The sequence below is a fragment of the Microlunatus endophyticus genome (assembly GCF_014646195.1).
Taxonomy (GTDB): domain Bacteria; phylum Actinomycetota; class Actinomycetes; order Propionibacteriales; family Propionibacteriaceae; genus Microlunatus; species Microlunatus endophyticus.
Genome location: NZ_BMMZ01000002.1, coordinates 157,369 through 177,873, shown reverse-complemented (window position 1 = coordinate 177,873; position 20,505 = coordinate 157,369). Strand labels below are relative to the sequence as shown.

The window sequence follows — 20,505 nt, the reverse complement described above, 5'->3', positions numbered from 1 at the left end:
ACAGGCCCGTGATCATTCGCGGTCCCCGGCGGTCCGCCGGCGCCGCAGACCGAAGATCACGCCGAGCACAATCAGGATGACGACGACCCCGACCACGATCCCGATCACGGTGCCCTTGTTGGACGAGCTCGAGGCGGCTTTCGCGGTGACCGGTGAGGCGTGGGTCCAGTTGTAGAAGGCGCTCTGCAACGGGTACACACCCTGGGCATCGGCCTTGCCGGTGATGTAGTTGGTCTTGTCGGTCCGCACCGCAACCAGACCGTCGCCGTAGTACAGGATGATGTCGGCGTTGGCGTTGTAGAGGATGTCCTGCATCTTGCGCATCGTCGCCGCGCGGGCATTCTGGTCGATCTGGGTCTGCTGCTGGGCGTACAGCTTGTCGTAGGCCGGGTTGCAGTAGAAGGCATCGGTGTTGCCGCCCTGACCTTTGTCGTCGGGCAGCACGCCGCAGGTCTGGATGCTGAAGAGGTACGTCGGATCGGGGCCGGTCGACCAACCGTCCATCAGCAGGTCCCAGTCGCCCTTGGCCAGGTTGGCGTTGAGCTGGGCGAAGCTCATCGGCTGCACCGTCATCTTGATCCCGATCGCCTTCATCCACGGCACGAAGTACTGCGCAATGGAGGCGTCGTCGCTCTCGTCGGAATGGATGCCGAAGCGGAACGAGAGCGGCTTGCCGGTCTTTGGATCGGTGCGGTAACCGTCCGAACCCTTCTTGTAACCGGCCTGGTCCAGCAGCTGGTTGGCCTTGGCCGGGTCGAAGCCGATCTTCTCCGAGGCGGTCGGCTGCCAGGCCCACTGCGGATAGCCCGACGGCACGTAGCCCGCACCCGGAGCGCCCAGGCCGTCGAGGATCTTGGTGACCAGGGTCTGGCGATCGATGCCCAGCGCGATCGCCTTGCGGATGGTCGGATCGGCCAGCAGCGGGTTGCCGGTACCGATCGACTTGCCGGACTTGGTCTTGGCCCCCGAGTTGACCTCGATCGCCTCCCACCCGGACGGCTCCTCCCGATAGGTGGTGATGCCGGGCGTGTTCGCCAGCGCCTTGTACTGGGTGGCGGTCAGCAGGCCGTCCTCCTGGATCTGGCCGGTCTTCAGCGCGTTCACGGCGGCGTCGGTGCTGGAGAAGTACTGACTGATCAAGGTGTCGTACTTCGGCGCGCCGAGCACGAAGTTCTTGTTCGCCTTCAGGGTCGCATAGGTCGTCTTGAAGGATTCGAAGGTGTACGGCCCGTAGCTCACGACCGGCTCGCTGGCGGTCGGGATGGCGTTGTACGCCTTCAGATTGGAGACCTTGGACTTCCAGACGTGCTCGGGCACGACCGGGATCGACTCGTACAGCAGATTGGCCTGCTTGGTCTTGGTCTTGACGATGAAGGTGGTGTCATTCGGCGCCGACACCGAGGCGATGTTCTCGACATAGGTGCCGTTGGCGGTCGCGGCCTGGGTGTTGGTCATCACCAGGTTGTAGGTCCAGGCGATGTCCTTGGCGGTCAGCGGCTGGCCGTCGGACCACTTCAGGCCCTTACGGATGTCGAAAGTCCAGGTCAGACCGTCCGGCGAGGTCGTCCACTTGGTCGCCAGGTACGGCGCCGGCTCGTTGTTCTTGTCGTTGTAGGTCAGCGCGGGATAGAGCATCGACTCGACGTACAGCTCTCCGTCGGCGTAGGAGAAGAACGGATTGAAGGCCGACATCTGGGTGGCCGCAACCACCGTGAGCGTCGAGCTCTTCGGTGTGTCGGCGGCCGCTTTGGTGCCCGCGCCGACCATCGCCAGGGCGCAACAGACCAGGGCTGCCAGCAGAGCGAGACCGGCCCGCAAGTGTGCTGGTCGGGATGCCTTGACGATCATCGTTCATGACTCCTTCATCAGTGTGCGAGCCAGACGCTACCGGAGCTGGAATGCGGTTATGTTACGGGGATCTCAAGGATCTGAGGTGGATTCTCAGGCGCGACCGAGCAACTCGTTGATCTTCTTCAGTCGCTCCGAGACCGACGCCTCGTTGCCGTGGGTCGTCGGCTGGTAGTAGTCGGCACCCTCCAGCTCGTCCGGCAGATATTGCTGGGCCGCGATGCCGTGCGGCTCGTCGTGGGCGTAGAGATAACCGACCCCGTGGCCGTAGTTCTTCGCGGTCGCGTAGTGGGCGTCGCGCAGGTGCGGCGGCACGACGCCGATCTTGCCCGCCTGGACGTCGGCCCGGGCTTCGCCGATCGCGGTCACCACAGCATTCGACTTCGGCGCCAGGGCACAGTGGATCACCGCATGGGCCAGCGTGATGGCACCCTCCGGCATGCCAATCAGCTGGACGGTCTGGGCCGCGGCGACCGCGACCTGGATCGCGGTCGGGTCGGCCATCCCGATGTCCTCGCTGGCCAGGATCATCACCCGCCTGGCGATGAACCGGGGATCCTCTCCGGCCTCGATCATCCGGGCCAGATAGTGCAGCGAGGCGTTGACGTCCGAGCCGCGCATCGACTTGATGAAGGCGCTGATCACGTCGTAGTGCTGATCGCCGTCGCGGTCGTACTGCACGGCCGCCCGGTCGACAGCCCGTTCCACGACCGGCGGGTCGATGATCATGGAGTCGACGGCCTTCGCCCCGGCGGCCGATTCCTCCAAGTAGGTCAGCGCGCGCCGCGCGTCACCGCCTGCCATCCGCAGCAGCGCGTCCCGGGCGTCGTCGGTGAGTTCGAAGGTGCTGCCGTCGGCCTGCCTGAGTCCGCGCTCGTCGGTGATCGCCCGGTCCAGCAGGCCCGAGATGTCCTCGTCGGTGAGCGGTCTCAAGGTCAGCAACAACGACCGGGACAGCAACGGAGAGATCACCGAGAAGCTCGGATTCTCCGTGGTGGCAGCGATCAGCGTCACCAGTCGGTTCTCCACCGCGGGCAGCAGGACGTCCTGCTGGGCCTTGGAGAAGCGATGCACCTCGTCGACGAAGAGCACCGTCTGCTGGCCACGACCAAGATCACGTTTGGCCTGGTCGAGCACCGCCCGTACGTCCTTGACCCCGGCGGTCACCGCCGACACCTCCACGAAGCGCCGGTCGGTCTGCCGGGACACCACCGAGGCGATGGTCGTCTTGCCGACCCCCGGCGGCCCCCAGAGGAAGACCGACATGGGCTCGCCCGCCGCGAGTCTGCGCAGCGGCGAGCCGGGAGCCAGCAGGTGCTGCTGGCCTACGATCTCGTCCAGGGTTCGCGGCCGCATCCGGACGGCCAGCGGCGTACCGGCGTGTTGATCACTGCCGAGGCTGCCGCCTGCAGGCGCAACCGAACCCGCGGCGCTGCGGTCGGCGACGGGCTCGCCGAACAGATCCTCACTCATCGCTGCCTCACTCTCCCACCCGCCGAGGGGTCAGTAAATCCCTGATATCTGCGGCGCGTCGGCCGAGCATCCAGACCGTCCGAATTCGAGCCGCGCGACACGCCGCGAATATCGAGGAATTAGTGACCCCTCGCGGTTATTCGGGTTTGGCGTCGATCCCGGCTTCCTTGCGCTGCTGCGGGGTGATCGGCGCCGGGGCGTCAGTCAGCGGGTCGACGCCGCCGCCGGACTTCGGGAAGGCGATCACCTCGCGGATCGAATCCGTACCGGCCAGCAGGGCCACGATCCGGTCCCAGCCGAACGCGATACCGCCGTGCGGCGGGGCGCCGAAGGCGAACGCGTCCAGCAGGAAGCCGAACTTCTCCTGCGCCTCCTCCTGCGAGAGCCCCATCACCGCGAACACCCGCTCCTGGATGTCCCGGCGATGGATACGGATCGACCCGCCGCCGATCTCGTTGCCGTTGCAGACGATGTCGTAGGCGTACGCCAGGGCGTTGCCGGGGTCGGTGTCGAAGTTGTCCAGATTCTCCGGCTTCGGCGAGGTGAAGGCGTGGTGCACCGCCGTCCACGCGCCGGAGCCGACCGCAACGTCACCCGCCGCGACGGCATCGGAGGCCGGCTCGAACAGCGGTGCGTCGACGACCCAGACGAAGGACCAGGCGGAGTCGTCGATGGCGCCGATCCGGTGGCCGATCTCCAGCCGGGTCGCGCCCAGCAGCGCCTGCGCCTTGGAGCGCTCGCCGGCGGCGAAGAAGACGCAGTCGCCAGGCTTGGCGCCGGTCGCGGCGACCAAGCCGTCGCGTTCGGTCTCGCTGAGATTCTTGGCCACCGGGCCGCCGAGCTCACCGTCCTCGCCGACCAGGACGTACGCCAGTCCGCGGTGCCCACGCTGCTTGGCGAATTCCTGCCACGCATCCAGCGTGCGACGCGGCTGGTCGGCACCGCCGGCCATCACCACACTGCCGACGTACGGCGCCTGGAAGACCCGGAACGGGGTGTCTTTGAAGTAGTCGGTGAGCTCGGTGATCTCCAGCTCGAAGCGCAGGTCCGGCTTGTCGGAGCCGTACTTGTCCATCGCGTCGGCGTAGGTGATCCGCGGGATCGGTGCGCTCACCTGGTGACCGATCAGCTTCCAGATGTTGATCAACAGCTCTTCGGCCAGGGCGATCACGTCATCCTGCTCGACGAAGCTCATCTCGATGTCGAGCTGGGTGAATTCCGGCTGCCGGTCGGCGCGGAAGTCCTCGTCGCGGTAGCAGCGGGCGATCTGGTAGTAGCGCTCCATGCCGCCGACCATCAGCAACTGCTTGAACAACTGGGGGCTCTGCGGCAGGGCGTACCAGGATCCCGGACGCAACCGCGCCGGCACCAGGAAGTCGCGGGCACCCTCGGGCGTGGACCGGGTCAGCGTCGGCGTCTCGATCTCGACGAAATCATGCTCGGCCAGGGTGTTCCGGGCGATCCGGTTGACCTCGCTGCGCAACCGGATCGCCTGGCCCGGCGCCGGCCGGCGGAGATCGAGATAGCGGTACTTGAGCCGCGTGTCCTCACCGACGTTGACCCGCTCGTCGATCTGGAACGGCAGCGGTGCAGCCGGATTGAGCACTTCCAGCTCGGCGGTGACGACCTCGATCTCACCGGTCGGCAGATCGGGGTTCGCGTTGCCTTCCGGCCGCGGCTCGACGACACCGGTGACCTTGATGCAGTACTCGTTGCGCAGGTCGTGAGCGCCGGAGGCTTCAAGGATCTCGTCGCGCACCACGACCTGGGCGATGCCGGAGGCGTCCCGCAGGTCCAGGAACGCGACCCCACCATGATCACGACGCCGGCCGACCCAGCCGGCGAGCGTGACGGTCTGGCCTGCGTGCTCGGCGCGCAGCGTGCCGGCCTGATGGGTGCGAATCACTGATCTCCTCCGTAAGACATGGTCTCTCTGTCTGACATGGTCCGGCGTAAGACATGGTCTGGCGTACCGCCCGGCCCGGAATCGGGCCTTGTCGATCCTACGGCTCAGTCGGCGGCGGTAGCACATCGCGGTGACGGTAGACGCCGACCAGCACGCCGTAGCGCTCCTCGCGTTCGGGTGCCGGCGCCAGATGGTGCACCACGCTGTCCAGATGATCGGCCAGTGCGATGGCCTGGCGGGCAGTGAGCCGCAGCACCCGGTGGTTGAGCCGTGCTGATGCGTCGGCCAGGATCTGCGCCGTCAGGTTGTCGAGCATGGCCCGTGCCGGCTCGTCGCCGGTGACATCGAGTCGGGAGTGGGCACGCAGGTAGTACTGCTCGGTGCCACCGCGGACCGTACGCGTCGGGCCTTTGCGCACCAGGCCGGCGTCGACCAGGACGCCGAGGTGGTGAGCGACGTTGCCCTTGTTGATCGCCAACCGGTTGGTCAGTTGGCTGATCGTCGCCTGACCGTCTCCGAGGGCGGCCAGCAACCGGTGCCGGGTCGGGTGGCTCAGGGCGCGCATCGACGCCGGGTCGGACGTGTCGATCAGTGGAGGGATCTCGGTCACGAAATCAAGCGTCAAGAGCAGTCGTCGCTTTGTCAAGATCGCTGGTGTGCTGGTCGGCATGTCCGACCAACTCGTGCAGCTCCGCAAGCTGATCAATGACAACTACGTCTGTCCCGACGCCGCGAACACCATCACCGAGGGGCTCGTCGAGCTGATGATCCCGGACGATCCCGCCCGAGCCGCGGTGATCCTGACCGACCACCTGCAGCGGATCAATCACGACCGCCATCTGCGCGTACGCCGCCGCCCGCCCGGGGCGACGGTCCAGGACGACGATCTCGACGGTCGCTATGTCGTCCAGGCTCGGGAGAATGCCGGCGGGGTCCGGGCAGTCACCCGGCTGGACGCCGAGACCGGTCTGCTGACGATTGCGCCGTACCTGTCGCCGGTGCACCTCGCCGAGCCGTACCTCGTGGCCGCCTTCGGGCTGCTGACCGGTGTCACCCGGTTGATCATCGATCTGAGGGCCGGTCTGGGCGGCACACCCGAGACAGTCGCCTTCGTCTGCGGCTATCTGCTGGGCGACGAACCCGTGTACCTGCAGGACGTCGTCGACCGCGATGGACGGGCGCGGCAGTTCTGGAGCGTGCCGGCCGCGAATCGTCTCGCCGATGACGCCCGGATCGTGGTGCTGACCAGTTCGCGCACCTTCTCCGGCTGTGAGGAGCTTGCCTACAACCTGCAGGCACTGGGCCGGGCCACGATCATCGGCGAGACCACCGGTGGCGGCGCTCACCCGTGCGAGGTGTTCGGGCTCACCGACGACCTCGAGGTGACGATCCCGGTCGCCCGGTCCCGGAACGCCGTCACCGGCAACAACTGGGAGCAGGTCGGTGTGGTGCCCGATATCGCCTGCCCGGCGGAGCGTGCGCTCGAGGTGGCACGGCAGACAGACCGCTGATTTCGTGCTTGCCGATGCAGTTTCACGCCTCTGTCGGGACGGATCCGCGATCCGCAACGACGTTCTTCGCGTTCCTGCCGAACACGACCGTCCCGTCGATGTCGTCGTCGGTGATCACCGAGGGGGCCAGACCTGCCGCAGCCAGCAGCACGAGATCGGTCTCGACCTGCTCGCGCCCGGTCTCGATCAGCAGCGCGCCGCCCGAGGCCAGCCAGGAGGGCGCCTCGGCGATGATCCTGCGATGCACGTCGAGGCCGTCCGGACCGCCGTCCAGGGTGACCGGATCCTCGTGATCACGCGCCTCCGTCGGCATGAAGGCGATCTCCGCGGTCGGCACGTAGGGCGCGTTCGCGGTGATCACCCGGACCCGCCCGCGAAGATCATCGGGCAGCGGGCAGAAGAGGTCACCTTCGAGCACTCCCGCCCGGTCGCCGAGGTTGCGGCGGGCGCAGTCGGCGGCGATCGGATCAAGCTCGGTCGCGTACGCCTGGAGGCCGCCGACCCGCGCACAAACCGCTGCCGCGACCGCGCCGATCCCACTGCACAGATCGACCACGATGTCGCCGGGTGAGCAGCGGCGTACGGCCTCGGCGACCAGCAGGCCGGTCCGCGTCCGCGGCACGAAGACCCCCGGCGCGACCGCCAGCCGCAGGCCGCAGAACCCGGCCCAGCCGAGGATCTGTTCCAGCGGCTCCCCCGCCACCCGCCGGCGGATCGCCCGTTCGAGATCATCCGGACCGGCAGTCTCCTTGATCAACAACGCCGCCTCGTCCTCGGCGAAGACGCATCCGGCGGACCGCAACCGCGCGACCACACGGTCCTCAGCCATCGGCGGCCCGCGCAGCGTCGATGATCAACTGGAGTGCTCGGACGTGGGCCTCGAAGGCCTCCCGACCGGCCGCGGTCGCCGAGTACCAGCGGGTCCTCCGTTTGCCGGTGTAGGTCTCGCGCGCCGCCACGTACCCGACCGCACTCAGCACGGCCAGATGCGTGGCGAGATTCCCGTCGCTGAGGTTCAGTGCCTTGGCCAGTGCGGTGAACCGGATCGACCCGTCGCCCGGAAGCCCGTGCAGCGCGGCCTGGATGCGCAGCCGATTCGGATCGGACAGTGCCGCATCGAACGGCGTCCGCAACTGCTCGCCGATCGCCTCGTCCAGACCGGACCGGTCGACGCTCCGCTCAGACATGGCCGCCGCCGCGGAAGACCCGCTGGAGACCGAGCGCAAGGAGCGGAACACCTGCGGTGACGCCGAACCAGAGCGGCGGAGTCGTCGTGCCCAACGCCGCCTGTACACCGGCCATGACGATGCCGAAGCCCGAGACCACGGCGTAGACGATGTCCTTGGTGGCGATGGCGTACAGGCACATCGCCAGGCCGCCCAGGAACAGCACCCCGTGCTCGAACGATGCCGGTCCGGCCGCGGTGACCCCGAAGATCCAGGTGATTCCCCAGCCCACCATCGGAAAGCCGGTGGCGTTCGTGCGACTCGCGAGCCGGGTCCGCAAGGTCAGCTCACGGACCTCGCGCAGCGAGGTCTCCGCCTGCTCCTTCTGAGACACCCCGTGAGCGTAACAGCGACACACTGACCCCGAACCATATACTTCGTGGCGCAGAGTATCTTCGCCCCAAGCGAAGGGCGCGACCGATGGGCAAGAATTTCGCCAGCGGACTGACCGCTGGACCGACCGCCGCGGTGATCTGGACCTCGATCTGCCTGCTGGTCGGACTGGAGGCCCGGACCACCGGGCTGTGGGCATTGGTATTCCTGGTCGTCGGCACGATCGGGACGACGATCATCGCGGCCGTGATCTCCAGGAGCAAGGAAGCCGTCCAGCGCAGCTGATCCGCCCGGGTCCTGCCGGAAGGGCCACGAAACCGCACCGGCCCCGTACGATTCCGGCGTGGCTACACGGACGGATCCGCGGGGAATCACCCGCCGGCGGCCGGGACGGATGAAGATCCGGATCCCGGAGGCCGGGCCGCTGGACCAATTCTTCTTCATCATCGCCGGGGTCGCGGTGATCGGCATGACCATCTTCCTGCTGCGCGAAGGCTTCCGGTGGAGTTGGTCGAATTGGCTGTTCTTCATCCTCTTTTGGGGCATGGCGGCCTATCTGACGCTGCCCCGGCTGCACCGCATCCTGTCCGATATCTACGTGCCCAACTACTTCATCGGCCGGACCCGGACCAGTGACGGTCTGCTGGGTGATCCGATCAATCTCGCCACGATCGGTGAGGAGGCCCAGCTGCACCAGGTGATGCGCAAGGCCGGCTGGACCCTGGCCGACGAACTCACCCTCAAATCGGCCTGGCGGATCATCGTGTCCACGCTCGGTCGGGACAGCTATCCCGAGGCTCCGGTGTCGCCGCTGCTGCTGTTCGGCCGGCAGCAGGATTTCGCCTACCAGCAGGAGGTCAACGGCAGTCCGGGCAAACGCCACCACATCCGGTTCTGGAAGTGCCCGGACGACTGGCTGCTGCCCGGCGGGCACCGGGTGGACTGGCTGGCGGCGGCGACGTACGACCGGGCGGTCGGGTTGAGTCTCTTCACGCTGCAGATCACGCACAAGATCGATGCCGATATCGACGTCGAACGCGATCATGTGACCCGGACGCTGTCCGAGGCCGTGCCCGGGACCACGATCGAGATGCTGCGGGACTTCACCACCGGTTACCACTCGCGCAACGGCGGCGGCGACTCGATCCACACCGACGGCGACCTGCCGGTCCTCGACTTCCCGGAGGACGACGAGACGCCGATCGAGAGCGAACACCACCAGGAGCGGACGTTGAGCCGGCTGAGCCTGTCCAACGCGCTGGCCGAAACCCGCGAGTCACAGCGCCGCCCGCTGTCGATCCTGGGCAGCGCCGCGCTGGTGCTCGGCAGCGCGGCCGTGCTGATCGCCCTCGGCCTGCGGGATTGGATCAAGACCGGAGAGTTCCGGGTGCTGATCGATGCCGACCTGCCGTGGACCGGGATCGGATCCGTCGTCGCCCTGGTAGTGCTGCTGGTCGAAGTGGTGCTGATCGTGTTGACCCTGCGCGGCAGCCAGCCGGCCCGGCTGCTGCTGATGGCGCTGCTGGTGGTCACCATCACCGTCGGCGCGGTGGATCATTTCGGCTGGCTGCCGTGGTCGCTGGGGACCAACCTGCTCGCCGTCTGCCTGCAGATCGCCGGGTTGATGATGCTGTCCAGCCACTCGTCCCGGGAGTACGCCGTCGCCGCCCGCTTCGTACGCCGGCAGGCCACTGACCTCGCCGCGACCGCCGGCCTCACCTGACGCGGACCAACCCGCAACACCAACCCGCACCATCGAGGTTTGAGCTCGGGGCGATCCCAAGACCGAGCGCCGACCAGCCGGATGTCTAGCTGGACAGCCAACCGAAGTAGAACAGCCCGACCCCGATCACCATGAAGAGCCCGGCCAGGATCCAGAACCGGATGGTGATGGTGACCTGTTCCCAGCCCTTGAGTTCGAAGTGGTGATGGATCGGGCTCATCCGGAAGATCCGCCTGCCGTGAGTCACCTTGAAGTAGGCCCGCTGGATGATCACCGATCCGGTCTCGATGCAGTAGAGACCGCCGATCACGATCAACAGCAGCTCGGTGTGGGTGAGGATCGCCAACGCGCCCAGCGTGCCGCCGATGCCGAGCGAACCGGTGTCGCCCATGAATACCCGCGCGGGCGAGGCGTTCCACCACAGGAAGCCGACCAGACTTCCTGCCAGCGCCACCGAGACGATGGTCAGGTCGAGCGGGTCGCGGACAGTGAAACAGCCGCGCGCGGCGCCGACGTTGTGGCAGGCCTGCTTGAACTGGAAGAAGCCGATGAAGATATACGCCGACAGCGCCAGGATGGTCGCGCCGGTGGCGAGCCCGTCGAGACCGTCGGTCACGTTGACCGCGTTGGACACCGAGACGGTCAGCAGGTTGATCCAGATCAGGTACAACGCCACGCCCAGGACCGGACCCAGTCGCATCAGATCCAGCCAGTGCACATCCCGGATCGCCGAGATCGCGGCGGTCGCCGGTGTCAGGCCGCTGTCGCTGTCGCGGAACATCAGCGCCAGCACGGCGAAGACCGTGGCGACGATCACCTGTCCGCCGACTTTCTGCCAGCCGGTGAGACCGAGGCTCTGCTGCCGCCGGGTCTTGGTGAAGTCGTCGAGAAAGCCGACCGCCCCCGTTCCGACCATCATCAAGATGACCAGCAGCCCGCTGGCCGTGACCGGGGTGCCGGGCGCGATCGCGTGTCCCAGGAAATAGCCGCCGACCGCACCCAGCACGAAGACCAGGCCACCCATGGTGGGTGTACCACGCTTGATCTGGTGGGTGGTCGGACCGTCCACGCGGATCGGCTGCCCCCAGCCGAGCCGATGCACCAGCCTGATGTAGGCGGGCATCAGCAGCAGCGTGAACGCCAGAGCGAACGCGCCCGCAACGAGGAGCGCGATCAACGGTCGCTCCTCCTGCCGGGGACGGCAGCGGAGCGGACGGGGGACGGGTGGTGCTCGATCATCGCGGGACAGCGTACGGGGCTGTGGTCAGGAAATCCGAAGCACCCGCTGGGCGCGTCGGCACCGTTACGTGTTCGAGTCCGGGCGGCTGCGATGATGGCAGCGGACGGTGGCAGCAGGCACGCAACCGAGGAGGCTCAGGTGACTGACGAGACGACGACGGACTCCGGTGACTACGACCACCGGCTGCATCACGTCGCCCACTCCGAGCTCAGTGAGCACACCACCCAGACGACCGGGATGCGGCGCCGGGAGGCCATCTCCGGCAAGTCCGTCGGATCCAGCGCGATCTGGATGGGCGAGACGATCGTGCCGCCGGCCACAGGCTCCGGCAATCATCACCACGGCGCTTCGGAGACGGGGATCTACGTCGTCTCCGGCAACCCCGAATTCGTGTTCCTGGACAGCGAGCACGGCAAGGACGAGGAGACCCGGCTGAAGGCATCTCCCGGCGATTTCGTCTACGTGCCGCCGTGGGTGCCGCACCGGGAGGAGAATCCCGACCCGGATGTCGAGGCGGTGGTGGTGATCGCCCGATCGACCCAGGAGGCGATCGTGGTCAACCTGGACGATCTCGTCTGGGTCGGTCCCGTCGCCGTGGGCAGGGCCGAGGACCAGCCGACCTGGCACGAGTACGAACAGTCGCAGCGGCGCTGAATCCGGGAAGCCGCCGTCATCCGAAGAGGTCGAGCAATCGCAACGACTGGTCACGGAGCTCGGCGGTCCGCGGTGGGCGGACGCCGGTCGGGTCGGGCAGCAGCTTGATCAGCCAGAAAACAGCCAGCAGCCGTCGGAAGAGCAGATACCGCCGCGGGTCGTGGTCGACGAGACCGACGACCCGGTCCAGTCCGGCCAGGCGGGTGCCCAGGTGCTCGGCGAGGTTGGCGAGCTCGAAGCACAGGTCCCCGGCTCCGGCATCCTCGAAATCCACCAACCGGATCTGCTCCCCGTCGTAGAGCAGGTTTCCGGGCTGTGGATCGCCATGGCCGAGCACGTCGAAGCGACCGTCGAGCAGGCGGGCGACGTCGGGACCGGCGACCCATCCGGTCGCGATGTCGTACGCCTGCATCGCGATACCGGAGGTCGGCCGGTCGGAGCCGGCGACCAGGTCACGCCAGTAGCCGGGCTGGTACATGTCCAGCGGCGGCAGCCCGTCGTAGGGCGTGCTCCACAGCCGGTTCATCGCCTCAGCGAGCAGGCGGACCTGCTCGTCGCTCCAACGCCCGGAGATCGCGGCGCCGGGAATCGCCGTCATGGTGATCGACGGCGGCTCCGCCTCCAAGTCGGCGCGGACGGGCTCCGGTGCCAGCCCGGGCCGGCGGGTCGCCAGCCGCTCGAGGACGGCCCATTCGCGGCGATGTTCGTCGCGGGACCAGGACCGGTAGGTCTTGGTGATCAACTCCCCGTCCCGGCGCAGCCGGTGAGTCTGTCGGGGGCGTTGCTCAGCCATGGAACCCGAACCTACACAGGTGCCGACAGGCGGACCTCGTGACATGCTGGCGCCATGGCGACGCTGGCGGACGTGTACGAGATCGTCGGCCGGTTGCCCGGCACCCGGGCCGAACCGCCGGAGCCCCCGGACCAGCCGATCGGGACGCAACAGCCGACCGGGGTCGAGTTCGTGGTCGTCACCGGCTCGAAGCCGAAGAAATTCCTGTACAGCTGGCGTAAACGGGTCGATCCACGCAAACCGAAGGTTCCGCAGCCCGACGTGCTGGTCGTCTGGGTACCGGAACTGGCAGACAAAGAAGCGCTGCTGGCATCCGAGCCCGACAAGTACTTCACCGAGCCGCACTACGACGGTTACAAGGCCGTGCTAGCCCGGATCGAGGCGTTCAACAGGGCCGAGCTGGAAGAGTTGATCATCGACGCCTGGCGGCTGGCCGGTGGCCTGGGTGACGTCTAGGGTCGTCGGGTGATCATCTGGCTGAACGGGCCGCACGGCATCGGCAAGACCACGACTGCGGGCCTGCTGGCCGAGCGGATCCCCGGTGCCCGGATCTTCGATCCCGAACACGTCGGCGTCATCCTGCGGCCCACGCTTTCCGCGGTCTGCCCAGTGCCGGACTTCCGCGACTGGCGGCCGTGGCGGGCGATGGTCGCCCGGGCCGCGACTTCGATCCACGCCGTCCTGGACGGTGTCTTGATCATGCCGCAGACCGTGCCGGAGCAGCAGTACTGGCACGAGATCCGCGACGAGATCCTGGCTTCCGATATCGAGCTTGTGCATGTGACCTTGATCGCCGAGATCGACGAGCATCAGCGCCGGATCGCCAACGACACCGTCGAATCCCCGGAGGTCGCCACCGGACGGGCGTCCAAGATCACGATGTTCCGGCGATCCCTGGACTGGCTGCGCGAAGAGTCGACGGTGATCACGACCGATGGGATGACCCCGGCCGAGGTCGCGGACCAGGTCTGCCGGACGGCCGGACTAACCTGACGATCATGGACTTCTCGACCAGCGTCCTGGACGGTGACGACCGGCACGCAGTGCTGCTCCCCGGCGGCGGCTACCCGGCGACCGCTCCCCTGCTCTGGTACACAGCCGCTGCGCTGTCCTACCAAGGTTGGACGGTTCATCTGGTGACCTGGCCGGTCAAGCCGGCCGCAGGACCGGGCAGTTCTCTGTCCGAACTGGCACGCGATCTCGTACGACCCGTGGCAGAGGAGATCATCGAATCGCTCGTTCGCCCGTCGCGCGTTCTCGTCGCGGGCAAGTCGCTGGGCAGCCTGGCGATGCCGCTGGCCGTCGAACGAGGTCTGCCGGGCATCTGGCTCACGCCGGTCCTCACTGAGCCGAAGATCGCCGATACCGCCCGCAGGCTCGGCCAAGATCATCTGCTGATCGGCGGTACGGCGGATCCGCTCTGGGATTCCACGATCGCCGCCGCCAGCGGGGCGAGCCGACTCGAGGTCCCTGACGCCGATCATTCGCTGCAGGTCGAAGCTGACTTGCAGGCGACCCTCGCTGCGATCGTCGCGGCAGCACACGCCGTCGACGACTTCGCACGCGCCCTCCAGCCGACGGCCTGATCTCAAGCGAATCCGGCTCGGCCACATCCTCGCTTCTCCGCCATGCGCTCGCTTCCCGGGCACCGGAAGCGAGCGCATCGACGGGAGGCGAGCACGGAATTCGGTGAAGCGAGGGTCGGGGAGGTCGGTGATCACTCGAAGAGTGACGGATCACCAGCCCCGACGCGTACGACCTCGGGCACCGGCTCGCGGAAGTCGATCACCGTAGTCGGCTCCGGCCCGCATTCGCCGGAATCGATCACCGCATCGATCTGGTTGTCGAGCGCTTCCTTGATCTCCCAGCCCTGGGTCAGCGGCTCGTCGTAGCCCGGTAGCAGCAGCGTCGAGGACAACAGCGGCTCGCCGAGTTCGGCGAGGATCGCCTGGGCCACCGGATGGTCAGGGATCCGGGCGCCGACGGTCCGCTTCTTGGGATGCATCAGCCGGCGCGGTACCTCCTTGGTCGCCGGGAGGATGAACGTGTAGCTGCCGGGCGTCGCCGCCTTGATCTGCCGGAAGATCGAATTGTCGATCTGGACGAACTGCCCGAGCTGGGAGAAGTCCTTGCAGACAAGGGTGAAATGGTGCTTGTCGTCCAGCTCACGGATGGTCCGGATCCGATCCAAGCCGTCCTTGTTACCCAGCTGGCAGCCGAGCGCGTAGCAGGAGTCGGTCGGGTAGGCGATCAGACCGTCGTCGCGGATCAGGTCCACGACCTGGGCGATCGTCCGCCGTTGGGGATCCTTCGGATGAACGTCGTAGTAACGCGCCATCGTCCGACCCTAATCGCTATCGGCCGGATCCCTCAACGGACCGACGGCCAACTCGTCGACGGTCAGCATCCGATGCAGCGGCCCGGCGAGCACACCTCCGTCGACCGGCAGAGTGATGCCGGTGATCCACGCAGCGTCAGCCGAGGCCAGGAAGGCGATCGCCGCGGCGATGTCCTCGGGCTCGCCGACCCGGCCCAGCGGGTAGAGCCGGCGCATCCGCTCCAGATTGGCCGCCCGGGCACCGCCCCAGGCCCGGGTCCGGATCGTGCCGGGAGCCACCACATTGAAGCGGATGCTGTCCCCGCCGTAGCGCACCGCCAGATTCATCGCCAGGTTGCTCAGCCCGGCCTTGGCTGCTGCGTACGGCTCCTCGCCGAATGCAGCGACCCCGTTCACCGAGGACACCATCACGACAGCCGCACGTTCGCTGGACCGCAGCAACGGCAGCGCCGCGCGGATGCACCGTACTGTGCCGGTCAGGTTGAGATCGAGAAGCCCGGTCCACAGGTCGTCCGGCGACTCCTCGATGGCAGGCATCGGCGCCGACCCGCCCGCGACCGCGATCAACTGGTCCAGCCGACCGTATGAATCCCGTACGACGTCGAACGCCGCGTCCACCGACGCGCGGTCGCGGATGTCGCACTGGACGGCGAGCGACCGATCACCAAGATCATCCGCGAGCGACCGGCCGGCATCGGCCTCCCGATCGGCGAGCACCACCGTCGCACCCTCGCCGTGCAGCCGCCGCGCGGTCGCGGCGCCGATCCCGTTGGCCGCACCCGTGATGAAGACGACCTGCTCGTCGAAGCGCACGGCGGCAGCCTAATTCCGCCGGGTGAATTCGGTGGACGCGGGCAGGTCGGACGCGGACAATAGGGCCCATGTCATTCGTGATCACCATGATGCGCACCGGTTCGAGGTAACCGCTGCGCTGATCCGAATGCCCGCGTTTCCTCCCGGACCGAGGAGACGCACCCGGCTCCTCGCGTGAATCACCCGCCATCAGGAGCCGTCATGATCAGCTATCTCACCACCTCCATCCCCTACGTCAATGCCCGCCCACACCTGGGGCACGCGCTGGAATTCGTCCAGGCCGATGTGCTGGCGCGGCACCGCCGCTTGCGCGGCCACCAGGTCCGGCTGCTCACCGGCACCGACGACAACGCGCTGAAGAACGTCACCGCGGCACGCGCCGCAGGCGTACCGGTCGCCGACTTCGTCCGGGCCAACGGCGACGCCTTCGTACGGCTGGTCGACCGGCTCGGCGTCGGCTACGACGACGCCATCAGGACCGGGTCCGATCCCCGTCATCGGCCGGGCGTCGAGGCGCTGTGGCGCCGCGTTCGCGCCGAACTCTACCGTCGCAGCTACACCGGGCTGTACTGCGCCGGCTGCGAGCAGTTCTACGCCGCCGCGGATCTGGTCGACGGGCACTGTCCCGAACACGGCACGCGCCCCGAGGAGGTGACCGAGCAGAACTGGTTCTTCGCGCTGTCCCGCTACCAGGAACAGATCGAGTCGGCCATCGCCGAGGACCGCGTCCGGATCCGTCCCGACCACCGCCGGGCCGAGGTGCTGGCATTCGTACGCTCCGGGCTGGCCGATTTCAGCGTGTCGCGCCCGGCGGAACGGACCGGCGATTGGGGCATCCCGGTGCCCGGTGACCCGAGCCAGACGATCTACGTCTGGTGGGATGCACTGGCCAACTACATCACCGCCCTCGGCTACCCGCAGCAGCCCGCGTACCGGAGCTGGTGGGCCGGCGCGGACGAACGGATCCATCTGATCGGCAAGGGCATCATCCGCTTCCACGCCGTCTACTGGCTCGGCACTCTGCTGGCCGCCGGCATCCCGTTGCCGACCGAGATCCTGGTGCACGAATACCTGCAGCTGGCTGGCCGCAAGATCAGCAAATCCGATCCGGACGCCCGGTCCGAGACACCGGAAACCGTCCTGGACACCTACGGCCGGGACGCACTCCGCTGGTGGCTGACCAGTGACGTCAACCGGGTCGGCGACACCGATTTCTCGATCGACCGGCTGCGCCGCCGCTACACCGAGGATCTGGTCAACACCGTGGGAAACCTGGTCAACCGGGTCTCGGTGGTCACTCAGCGCGCGTTCGGTGGCGTACTGCGACCGCAGACGGCGACCGATCCCGAGCTGGCAAGCCTGCGCGCGGCCGCGGTCCGGTTGCCCGGGACCGTCGACGATCATCTCGAACAGTTCGATCTGAGACGGGCCACGGCGGCGATCGTTGCGGTCGCTGCGCTGGCCAACCAGGCCGTCGAGGCGACCCGGCCGTGGCAGCTGGCGAGATCGACCAGAGCTGCCGATCGCGACCGGTTGGCGCTGGTCTGCGCCGGACTCATCGGGGCGTGCCGGACAATCGCGGCCGAATTGGCCCCCTTCATCCCCGACGGCGCCGCGCGTCTCGCCGCCGCCCTCACCCCCACGCCCACCGCCGAGGAGTCACTTGTTCACGAATATTCGCGGCGCGTCGCCTTTTCACCTCTCCCGGTGCCGACGCCACACCGCGAGATTGAGGAACAAGTGACCCCTCACGGAAGCTGAAGCTTCCTTGAACTATATGTATGCTGCCCGGATGCAGACCAACGACCTGCTCAGCATCGGTGATGTCGCTGCGCGCTCCGGACTTGCACCGTCGGCGATCCGCTTCTATGAGACGCACGGGCTGGTGACCTCGGTGCGTACGGCCGGCAATCAACGCAGATTCCGTCGCTCGACGCTGCGCCGACTGGCCTTCATCCGGTCGGCTCAACGCGTCGGGCTCTCCCTGGAGGAGATCACCGCCGCCCTGTCCACCCTGCCATCGGGCCGGACCCCGACCAGGACCGACTGGGCCCGGCTCTCGGAGAACTGGCGGCCACGGATCGACGAGCAGATCCAGCGCCTGGTCCGGCTGCGTGATCAACTGGACAGCTGCATCGGCTGTGGATGTCTGAGCCTGCAGCGGTGCGCACTGCAGAATCCGGAGGACAAGGCGGCAGCGTCGGGCACCGGAGCCCGTTATCTGGAACCTGCCAGCACCGGCACGCAGGCGGCGGGGTGAGGTCCCGGCGGGGCGCCGATAGGGTGGACGAGTGAAGATCGCATTACTTACCGCGGGCGGTTTCGCCCCGTGCTTGTCGTCGGCGGTCGGCGGATTGATCGAGCGCTACACCGAGGTCGCACCGGAGGTGGAGATCATCGCCTACCGGTACGGCTACCAGGGTCTGCTGGCCGGTGATTCACTGACCGTCACTGGGGAGGTTCGTGCCAAGGCCGGCTTGCTACACCACTTCGGCGGCTCGCCGATCGGCAACTCCCGGGTGAAACTGACCAACGCCGCCGACCTGGTCGAGCGTGGTCTGGTCGCCGAGGGCGTCGACCCGCTGCAGGCCGCGGCCGACCGCCTGACCGCGGACGGCGTCGACGTCCTGCACACCATCGGCGGCGACGACACCAACACCACCGCCGCCGATCTTGCCGCCTTCCTGGCCGAGCAGGGCCATGAGCTCACCGTGGTCGGGCTGCCCAAGACGATCGACAACGACGTCGTGCCGATCAAGCAGTCGCTGGGCGCTTGGACGGCGGCCGAGCAGGGTGCCCGGTTCGCCCAGAACATCGTCGCCGAGCACAACTCCGGTTCCCGGATGTTGATCGTGCACGAGGTGATGGGACGCAACTGCGGCTGGCTCACCGCCGCCACGGCTGCGGCGTATCGGAAGTGGCTCACCCAGCAGGAGTTCCTGCCAGAGATCGGATTGTCGCGAGAGGACTGGGACATTCACGGCGTGTACGTCCCGGAAGCTGATCTTGATCTGCAGGCCGAGGGCGCACGGCTCAAGAAGATCATGGATGAGATCGGCAACGTCAATCTCTTCATCTCCGAGGGTGCCGGGGTCGAGGCGATCGTCGCCGAGTTGGAGCGGACCGGCGCAGAGGTGCCGCGGGATCCCTTCGGTCACGTGAAACTCGACAAGATCAACCCCGGGGCCTGGTTCGCCGAGCAGTTCGCTGAAGTCCTGGGCGCCGGCAAGGTCCTGGTGCAGAAATCCGGCTACTTCTCTCGTTCGGCGGCGGCCAACGAGGAGGACCTGGCGCTGATCAAGCAGATGACCGACCTCGCTGTCGACTGTGCGCTGCGCGGCGAGGCCGGCGTGATCGGCCAGGACGAGGAGCGCGGTGACGAGCTGCGGGCGATCGAGTTTCCGCGGATCGCCGGTGGCAAGCCCTTCAACACGAAGGCGGACTGGTTCACCAGCCTGCTTTCGGAGATCGGGCAAGCCTGATCCTCGGTCAGCGCCGACCGCGGAGTCGGTTGATGGCCAGGGCGATGACGGCGCCGATGCCGATGCCGGTGGCGGCTCCGGTGACGTAACCGGTCCCGGTGCCGACCTGGACCGAGCGGGTCGCCACCTCGTGGGAGACGTACCCAGGCGTACGGGACCAATCCCCGCGCGGGTCGGCCGTTTTGTCGTCTTGCTCGTCGGCTCGGGTGCGACCATCGTCGGTCTGGCCGGCTACCTCGGCACCCTCTGCCTCTTCCTCGAGGCCGGCGTAGTCCAGTTCCGCGGCATGGGTCGCGGTGCCGATCCAGGCAGCGACGAAGAGCACCAGCCGGGCGAACAGATTCAGGAAGACCATCAGCGCAATCACCGGCCCGAACAGACTCGCCGTCGGGCTGTTGGTGAAACGGCCGATCAGGAAACTGGTCAGGTACTGCAGGACGCCGAGGCCGATCGCACCTATCAACGAACCGCGGCGTACGGCGCTCCACGGTTCGCGGGTCTCGGGCAGCACCAGGAACAGGTACATGAAGACCAGCCAGCCGGCGCCCACGGAGAAGATGATCGGGACGATCGCCAGCACCGGTTGCAGCCAGCCGACCTGATCGAGGCCGAGCCATCCGGTGATCGTCCCGCTCAGGGTGGTCGAGATCGACGCCAGTCCGAAGGTGATCGCGATCAACACCAGCAGCCCGAGCAAGATCAGGATGTTGTGCGCGTTCTTGATCAGGAAGTTCTCCTTCTTGATCCTGAGATCGAAGCTTTCCCGCCACTGCGCCCGGACCGCATCCTTGAGGTTGCCGATCCAGCCCGCGCCGGAATACAGCGCCGACAACAGTCCGACGATGCCGATCGCCTTGAAGTGGTCGAGGGCATTCTTGATCAACGCCATGATGCTGGCCCTGGTGCCGTTGTCCAGACCGCTCAGCGCCTTGCGGATCTCGTCCAGGAGCTCCTGCTTCAGGTCGGGCGCGATCGCCAGCACGAAGCCGAGCACCGAGAACGCGAACATGATGATCGGCACGATCGCCAGCACCGAGAAGTAGGTGATGGCGGCACCGAACTGGTTGCCCAGCCGGCCACCGAATCGCTGGTTCGCCCTCAACAGGTGCGCCACCATGGGTCGCCGGGTGACCTTTCCGACACGTTCCTTGACCGCGGACATGAG

22 protein-coding genes are annotated in these 20,505 nt (G+C 67.3%); 10 read left to right on the top strand and 12 right to left on the bottom strand.

The window, feature by feature from the left end:
• Positions 1–12: 12 nt before the first annotated feature.
• From IEY07_RS04515 to IEY07_RS04500, 4 genes are all read right to left on the bottom strand, one after another.
• Complete coding sequence (locus IEY07_RS04515) at positions 13–1,848, bottom strand: ABC transporter substrate-binding protein (RefSeq protein ID WP_188893989.1); 1,836 nt, start codon at positions 1,846–1,848, stop codon at positions 13–15.
• A gap of 93 nt (positions 1,849–1,941) precedes the next feature.
• Positions 1,942–3,321, bottom strand: coding sequence for a replication-associated recombination protein A (locus IEY07_RS04510; RefSeq protein ID WP_188893988.1), 1,380 nt, complete (start codon positions 3,319–3,321; stop codon positions 1,942–1,944).
• Between the two features lie 136 nt (positions 3,322–3,457).
• A complete protein-coding gene (gene aspS / locus IEY07_RS04505; protein WP_188893987.1) occupies positions 3,458–5,227 on the bottom strand; it encodes an aspartate--tRNA ligase in 1,770 nt (589 codons plus the stop codon).
• 97 nt (positions 5,228–5,324) lie between these two features.
• Positions 5,325–5,837, bottom strand: coding sequence for an ArsR/SmtB family transcription factor (locus IEY07_RS04500; protein ID WP_229669713.1), 513 nt, complete (start codon positions 5,835–5,837; stop codon positions 5,325–5,327).
• 46 nt (positions 5,838–5,883) lie between these two features.
• Here IEY07_RS04500 and IEY07_RS04495 point away from each other — a divergent pair, with 46 nt between their 5' ends.
• On the top strand, positions 5,884–6,738 hold the full coding sequence (locus IEY07_RS04495; RefSeq protein WP_229669712.1) for a S41 family peptidase: 855 nt from the start codon (positions 5,884–5,886) through the stop codon (positions 6,736–6,738).
• 22 nt (positions 6,739–6,760) lie between these two features.
• On the opposite strand, the gene IEY07_RS04490 is transcribed toward IEY07_RS04495, so the two are convergent.
• The 3 genes from IEY07_RS04490 to IEY07_RS04480 are packed head-to-tail and all read right to left on the bottom strand — an operon-like array spanning position 6,761 to position 8,298.
• Positions 6,761–7,567: a putative protein N(5)-glutamine methyltransferase gene (locus tag IEY07_RS04490; RefSeq protein WP_188893985.1), complete on the bottom strand. Its 807-nt coding sequence runs from the start codon at positions 7,565–7,567 to the stop codon at positions 6,761–6,763.
• Complete coding sequence (locus IEY07_RS04485; protein ID WP_188893984.1) at positions 7,560–7,925, bottom strand: transcriptional regulator; 366 nt, start codon at positions 7,923–7,925, stop codon at positions 7,560–7,562. The genes IEY07_RS04490 and IEY07_RS04485 overlap by 8 nt, the downstream gene beginning before the upstream one ends.
• Positions 7,918–8,298, bottom strand: coding sequence for a hypothetical protein (locus IEY07_RS04480; RefSeq protein ID WP_188893983.1), 381 nt, complete (start codon positions 8,296–8,298; stop codon positions 7,918–7,920). The genes IEY07_RS04485 and IEY07_RS04480 overlap by 8 nt, the downstream gene beginning before the upstream one ends.
• Before the next feature lie 86 nt (positions 8,299–8,384).
• On the opposite strand from IEY07_RS04480, the gene IEY07_RS04475 reads away from it, so the two are divergent.
• A complete protein-coding gene (locus IEY07_RS04475) occupies positions 8,385–8,582 on the top strand; it encodes a hypothetical protein (RefSeq protein ID WP_188893982.1) in 198 nt (65 codons plus the stop codon).
• A gap of 58 nt (positions 8,583–8,640) precedes the next feature.
• Positions 8,641–10,020, top strand: coding sequence for an LssY C-terminal domain-containing protein (locus IEY07_RS04470; protein WP_229669711.1), 1,380 nt, complete (start codon positions 8,641–8,643; stop codon positions 10,018–10,020).
• Between the two features lie 85 nt (positions 10,021–10,105).
• Here the strand turns inward: IEY07_RS04470 and mraY are convergent, their stop codons facing one another.
• Positions 10,106–11,197 (bottom strand): phospho-N-acetylmuramoyl-pentapeptide-transferase, encoded by a 1,092-nt coding sequence (gene mraY / locus IEY07_RS04465; RefSeq protein WP_188893981.1) that lies wholly within the window; start codon positions 11,195–11,197, stop codon positions 10,106–10,108.
• 201 nt (positions 11,198–11,398) lie between these two features.
• On the opposite strand from mraY, the gene IEY07_RS04460 reads away from it, so the two are divergent.
• Positions 11,399–11,914 carry a cupin domain-containing protein gene (locus tag IEY07_RS04460; protein ID WP_229669710.1) on the top strand — a complete coding sequence of 172 codons (516 nt, stop codon included), beginning with the start codon at positions 11,399–11,401 and terminating at the stop codon, positions 11,912–11,914.
• A gap of 16 nt (positions 11,915–11,930) precedes the next feature.
• Here IEY07_RS04460 and IEY07_RS04455 read toward each other — a convergent pair whose 3' ends face one another.
• Positions 11,931–12,707, bottom strand: coding sequence for a phosphotransferase family protein (locus IEY07_RS04455; RefSeq protein WP_188893980.1), 777 nt, complete (start codon positions 12,705–12,707; stop codon positions 11,931–11,933).
• Positions 12,708–12,761: 54 nt separating this feature from the next.
• Here IEY07_RS04455 and IEY07_RS04450 point away from each other — a divergent pair, with 54 nt between their 5' ends.
• Genes IEY07_RS04450 through IEY07_RS04440 form a run of 3 tightly spaced genes read left to right on the top strand, consistent with a single transcriptional unit; the run spans position 12,762 to position 14,293 of the window.
• On the top strand, positions 12,762–13,163 hold the full coding sequence (locus tag IEY07_RS04450) for a hypothetical protein (RefSeq protein WP_188893979.1): 402 nt from the start codon (positions 12,762–12,764) through the stop codon (positions 13,161–13,163).
• A gap of 9 nt (positions 13,164–13,172) precedes the next feature.
• Entirely contained in the window at positions 13,173–13,700 is a 528-nt protein-coding gene (locus IEY07_RS04445; RefSeq protein WP_188893978.1) for a P-loop nucleotide/nucleoside kinase family protein, read from the top strand.
• A gap of 5 nt (positions 13,701–13,705) precedes the next feature.
• Positions 13,706–14,293, top strand: coding sequence for an alpha/beta hydrolase (locus tag IEY07_RS04440; protein ID WP_188893977.1), 588 nt, complete (start codon positions 13,706–13,708; stop codon positions 14,291–14,293).
• Between the two features lie 131 nt (positions 14,294–14,424).
• Here the strand turns inward: IEY07_RS04440 and IEY07_RS04435 are convergent, their stop codons facing one another.
• Both IEY07_RS04435 and IEY07_RS04430 read right to left on the bottom strand, forming a co-directional pair.
• Complete coding sequence (locus tag IEY07_RS04435; protein ID WP_188893976.1) at positions 14,425–15,045, bottom strand: L-threonylcarbamoyladenylate synthase; 621 nt, start codon at positions 15,043–15,045, stop codon at positions 14,425–14,427.
• Between the two features lie 9 nt (positions 15,046–15,054).
• Positions 15,055–15,858, bottom strand: a complete 804-nt coding sequence (locus IEY07_RS04430) for an SDR family NAD(P)-dependent oxidoreductase (protein ID WP_188893975.1) — start codon at positions 15,856–15,858, stop codon at positions 15,055–15,057.
• Between the two features lie 201 nt (positions 15,859–16,059).
• On the opposite strand from IEY07_RS04430, the gene metG reads away from it, so the two are divergent.
• The 3 genes from metG to IEY07_RS04415 are packed head-to-tail and all read left to right on the top strand — an operon-like array spanning position 16,060 to position 19,340.
• A complete protein-coding gene (gene metG / locus IEY07_RS04425) occupies positions 16,060–17,619 on the top strand; it encodes a methionine--tRNA ligase (protein WP_188893974.1) in 1,560 nt (519 codons plus the stop codon).
• 31 nt (positions 17,620–17,650) lie between these two features.
• Positions 17,651–18,118 carry a redox-sensitive transcriptional activator SoxR gene (gene soxR, locus IEY07_RS04420; RefSeq protein ID WP_188893973.1) on the top strand — a complete coding sequence of 156 codons (468 nt, stop codon included), beginning with the start codon at positions 17,651–17,653 and terminating at the stop codon, positions 18,116–18,118.
• 31 nt (positions 18,119–18,149) lie between these two features.
• Positions 18,150–19,340 carry a pyrophosphate--fructose-6-phosphate 1-phosphotransferase gene (locus tag IEY07_RS04415; protein ID WP_188893972.1) on the top strand — a complete coding sequence of 397 codons (1,191 nt, stop codon included), beginning with the start codon at positions 18,150–18,152 and terminating at the stop codon, positions 19,338–19,340.
• A gap of 7 nt (positions 19,341–19,347) precedes the next feature.
• Here IEY07_RS04415 and IEY07_RS04410 read toward each other — a convergent pair whose 3' ends face one another.
• Positions 19,348–20,502, bottom strand: a complete 1,155-nt coding sequence (locus IEY07_RS04410) for a YhjD/YihY/BrkB family envelope integrity protein (protein ID WP_188893971.1) — start codon at positions 20,500–20,502, stop codon at positions 19,348–19,350.
• Positions 20,503–20,505: the final 3 nt, after the last annotated feature.

Coding starts and splice junctions, on each gene's coding strand:
- IEY07_RS04515 (WP_188893989.1), bottom strand. CDS start 1,848: ATGATCGTCAAGGCATCCCGACCAGCACACTTGCGGGCCGGTCTCGCT.
- IEY07_RS04510 (WP_188893988.1), bottom strand. CDS start 3,321: ATGAGTGAGGATCTGTTCGGCGAGCCCGTCGCCGACCGCAGCGCCGCG.
- IEY07_RS04490 (WP_188893985.1), bottom strand. CDS start 7,567: ATGGCTGAGGACCGTGTGGTCGCGCGGTTGCGGTCCGCCGGATGCGTC.
- IEY07_RS04485 (WP_188893984.1), bottom strand. CDS start 7,925: ATGTCTGAGCGGAGCGTCGACCGGTCCGGTCTGGACGAGGCGATCGGC.
- IEY07_RS04475 (WP_188893982.1), top strand. CDS start 8,385: ATGGGCAAGAATTTCGCCAGCGGACTGACCGCTGGACCGACCGCCGCG.
- IEY07_RS04455 (WP_188893980.1), bottom strand. CDS start 12,707: ATGGCTGAGCAACGCCCCCGACAGACTCACCGGCTGCGCCGGGACGGG.
- IEY07_RS04450 (WP_188893979.1), top strand. CDS start 12,762: ATGGCGACGCTGGCGGACGTGTACGAGATCGTCGGCCGGTTGCCCGGC.
- IEY07_RS04440 (WP_188893977.1), top strand. CDS start 13,706: ATGGACTTCTCGACCAGCGTCCTGGACGGTGACGACCGGCACGCAGTG.
- IEY07_RS04435 (WP_188893976.1), bottom strand. CDS start 15,045: ATGGCGCGTTACTACGACGTTCATCCGAAGGATCCCCAACGGCGGACG.
- metG (WP_188893974.1), top strand. CDS start 16,060: ATGATCAGCTATCTCACCACCTCCATCCCCTACGTCAATGCCCGCCCA.
- soxR (WP_188893973.1), top strand. CDS start 17,651: ATGCAGACCAACGACCTGCTCAGCATCGGTGATGTCGCTGCGCGCTCC.
- IEY07_RS04410 (WP_188893971.1), bottom strand. CDS start 20,502: ATGTCCGCGGTCAAGGAACGTGTCGGAAAGGTCACCCGGCGACCCATG.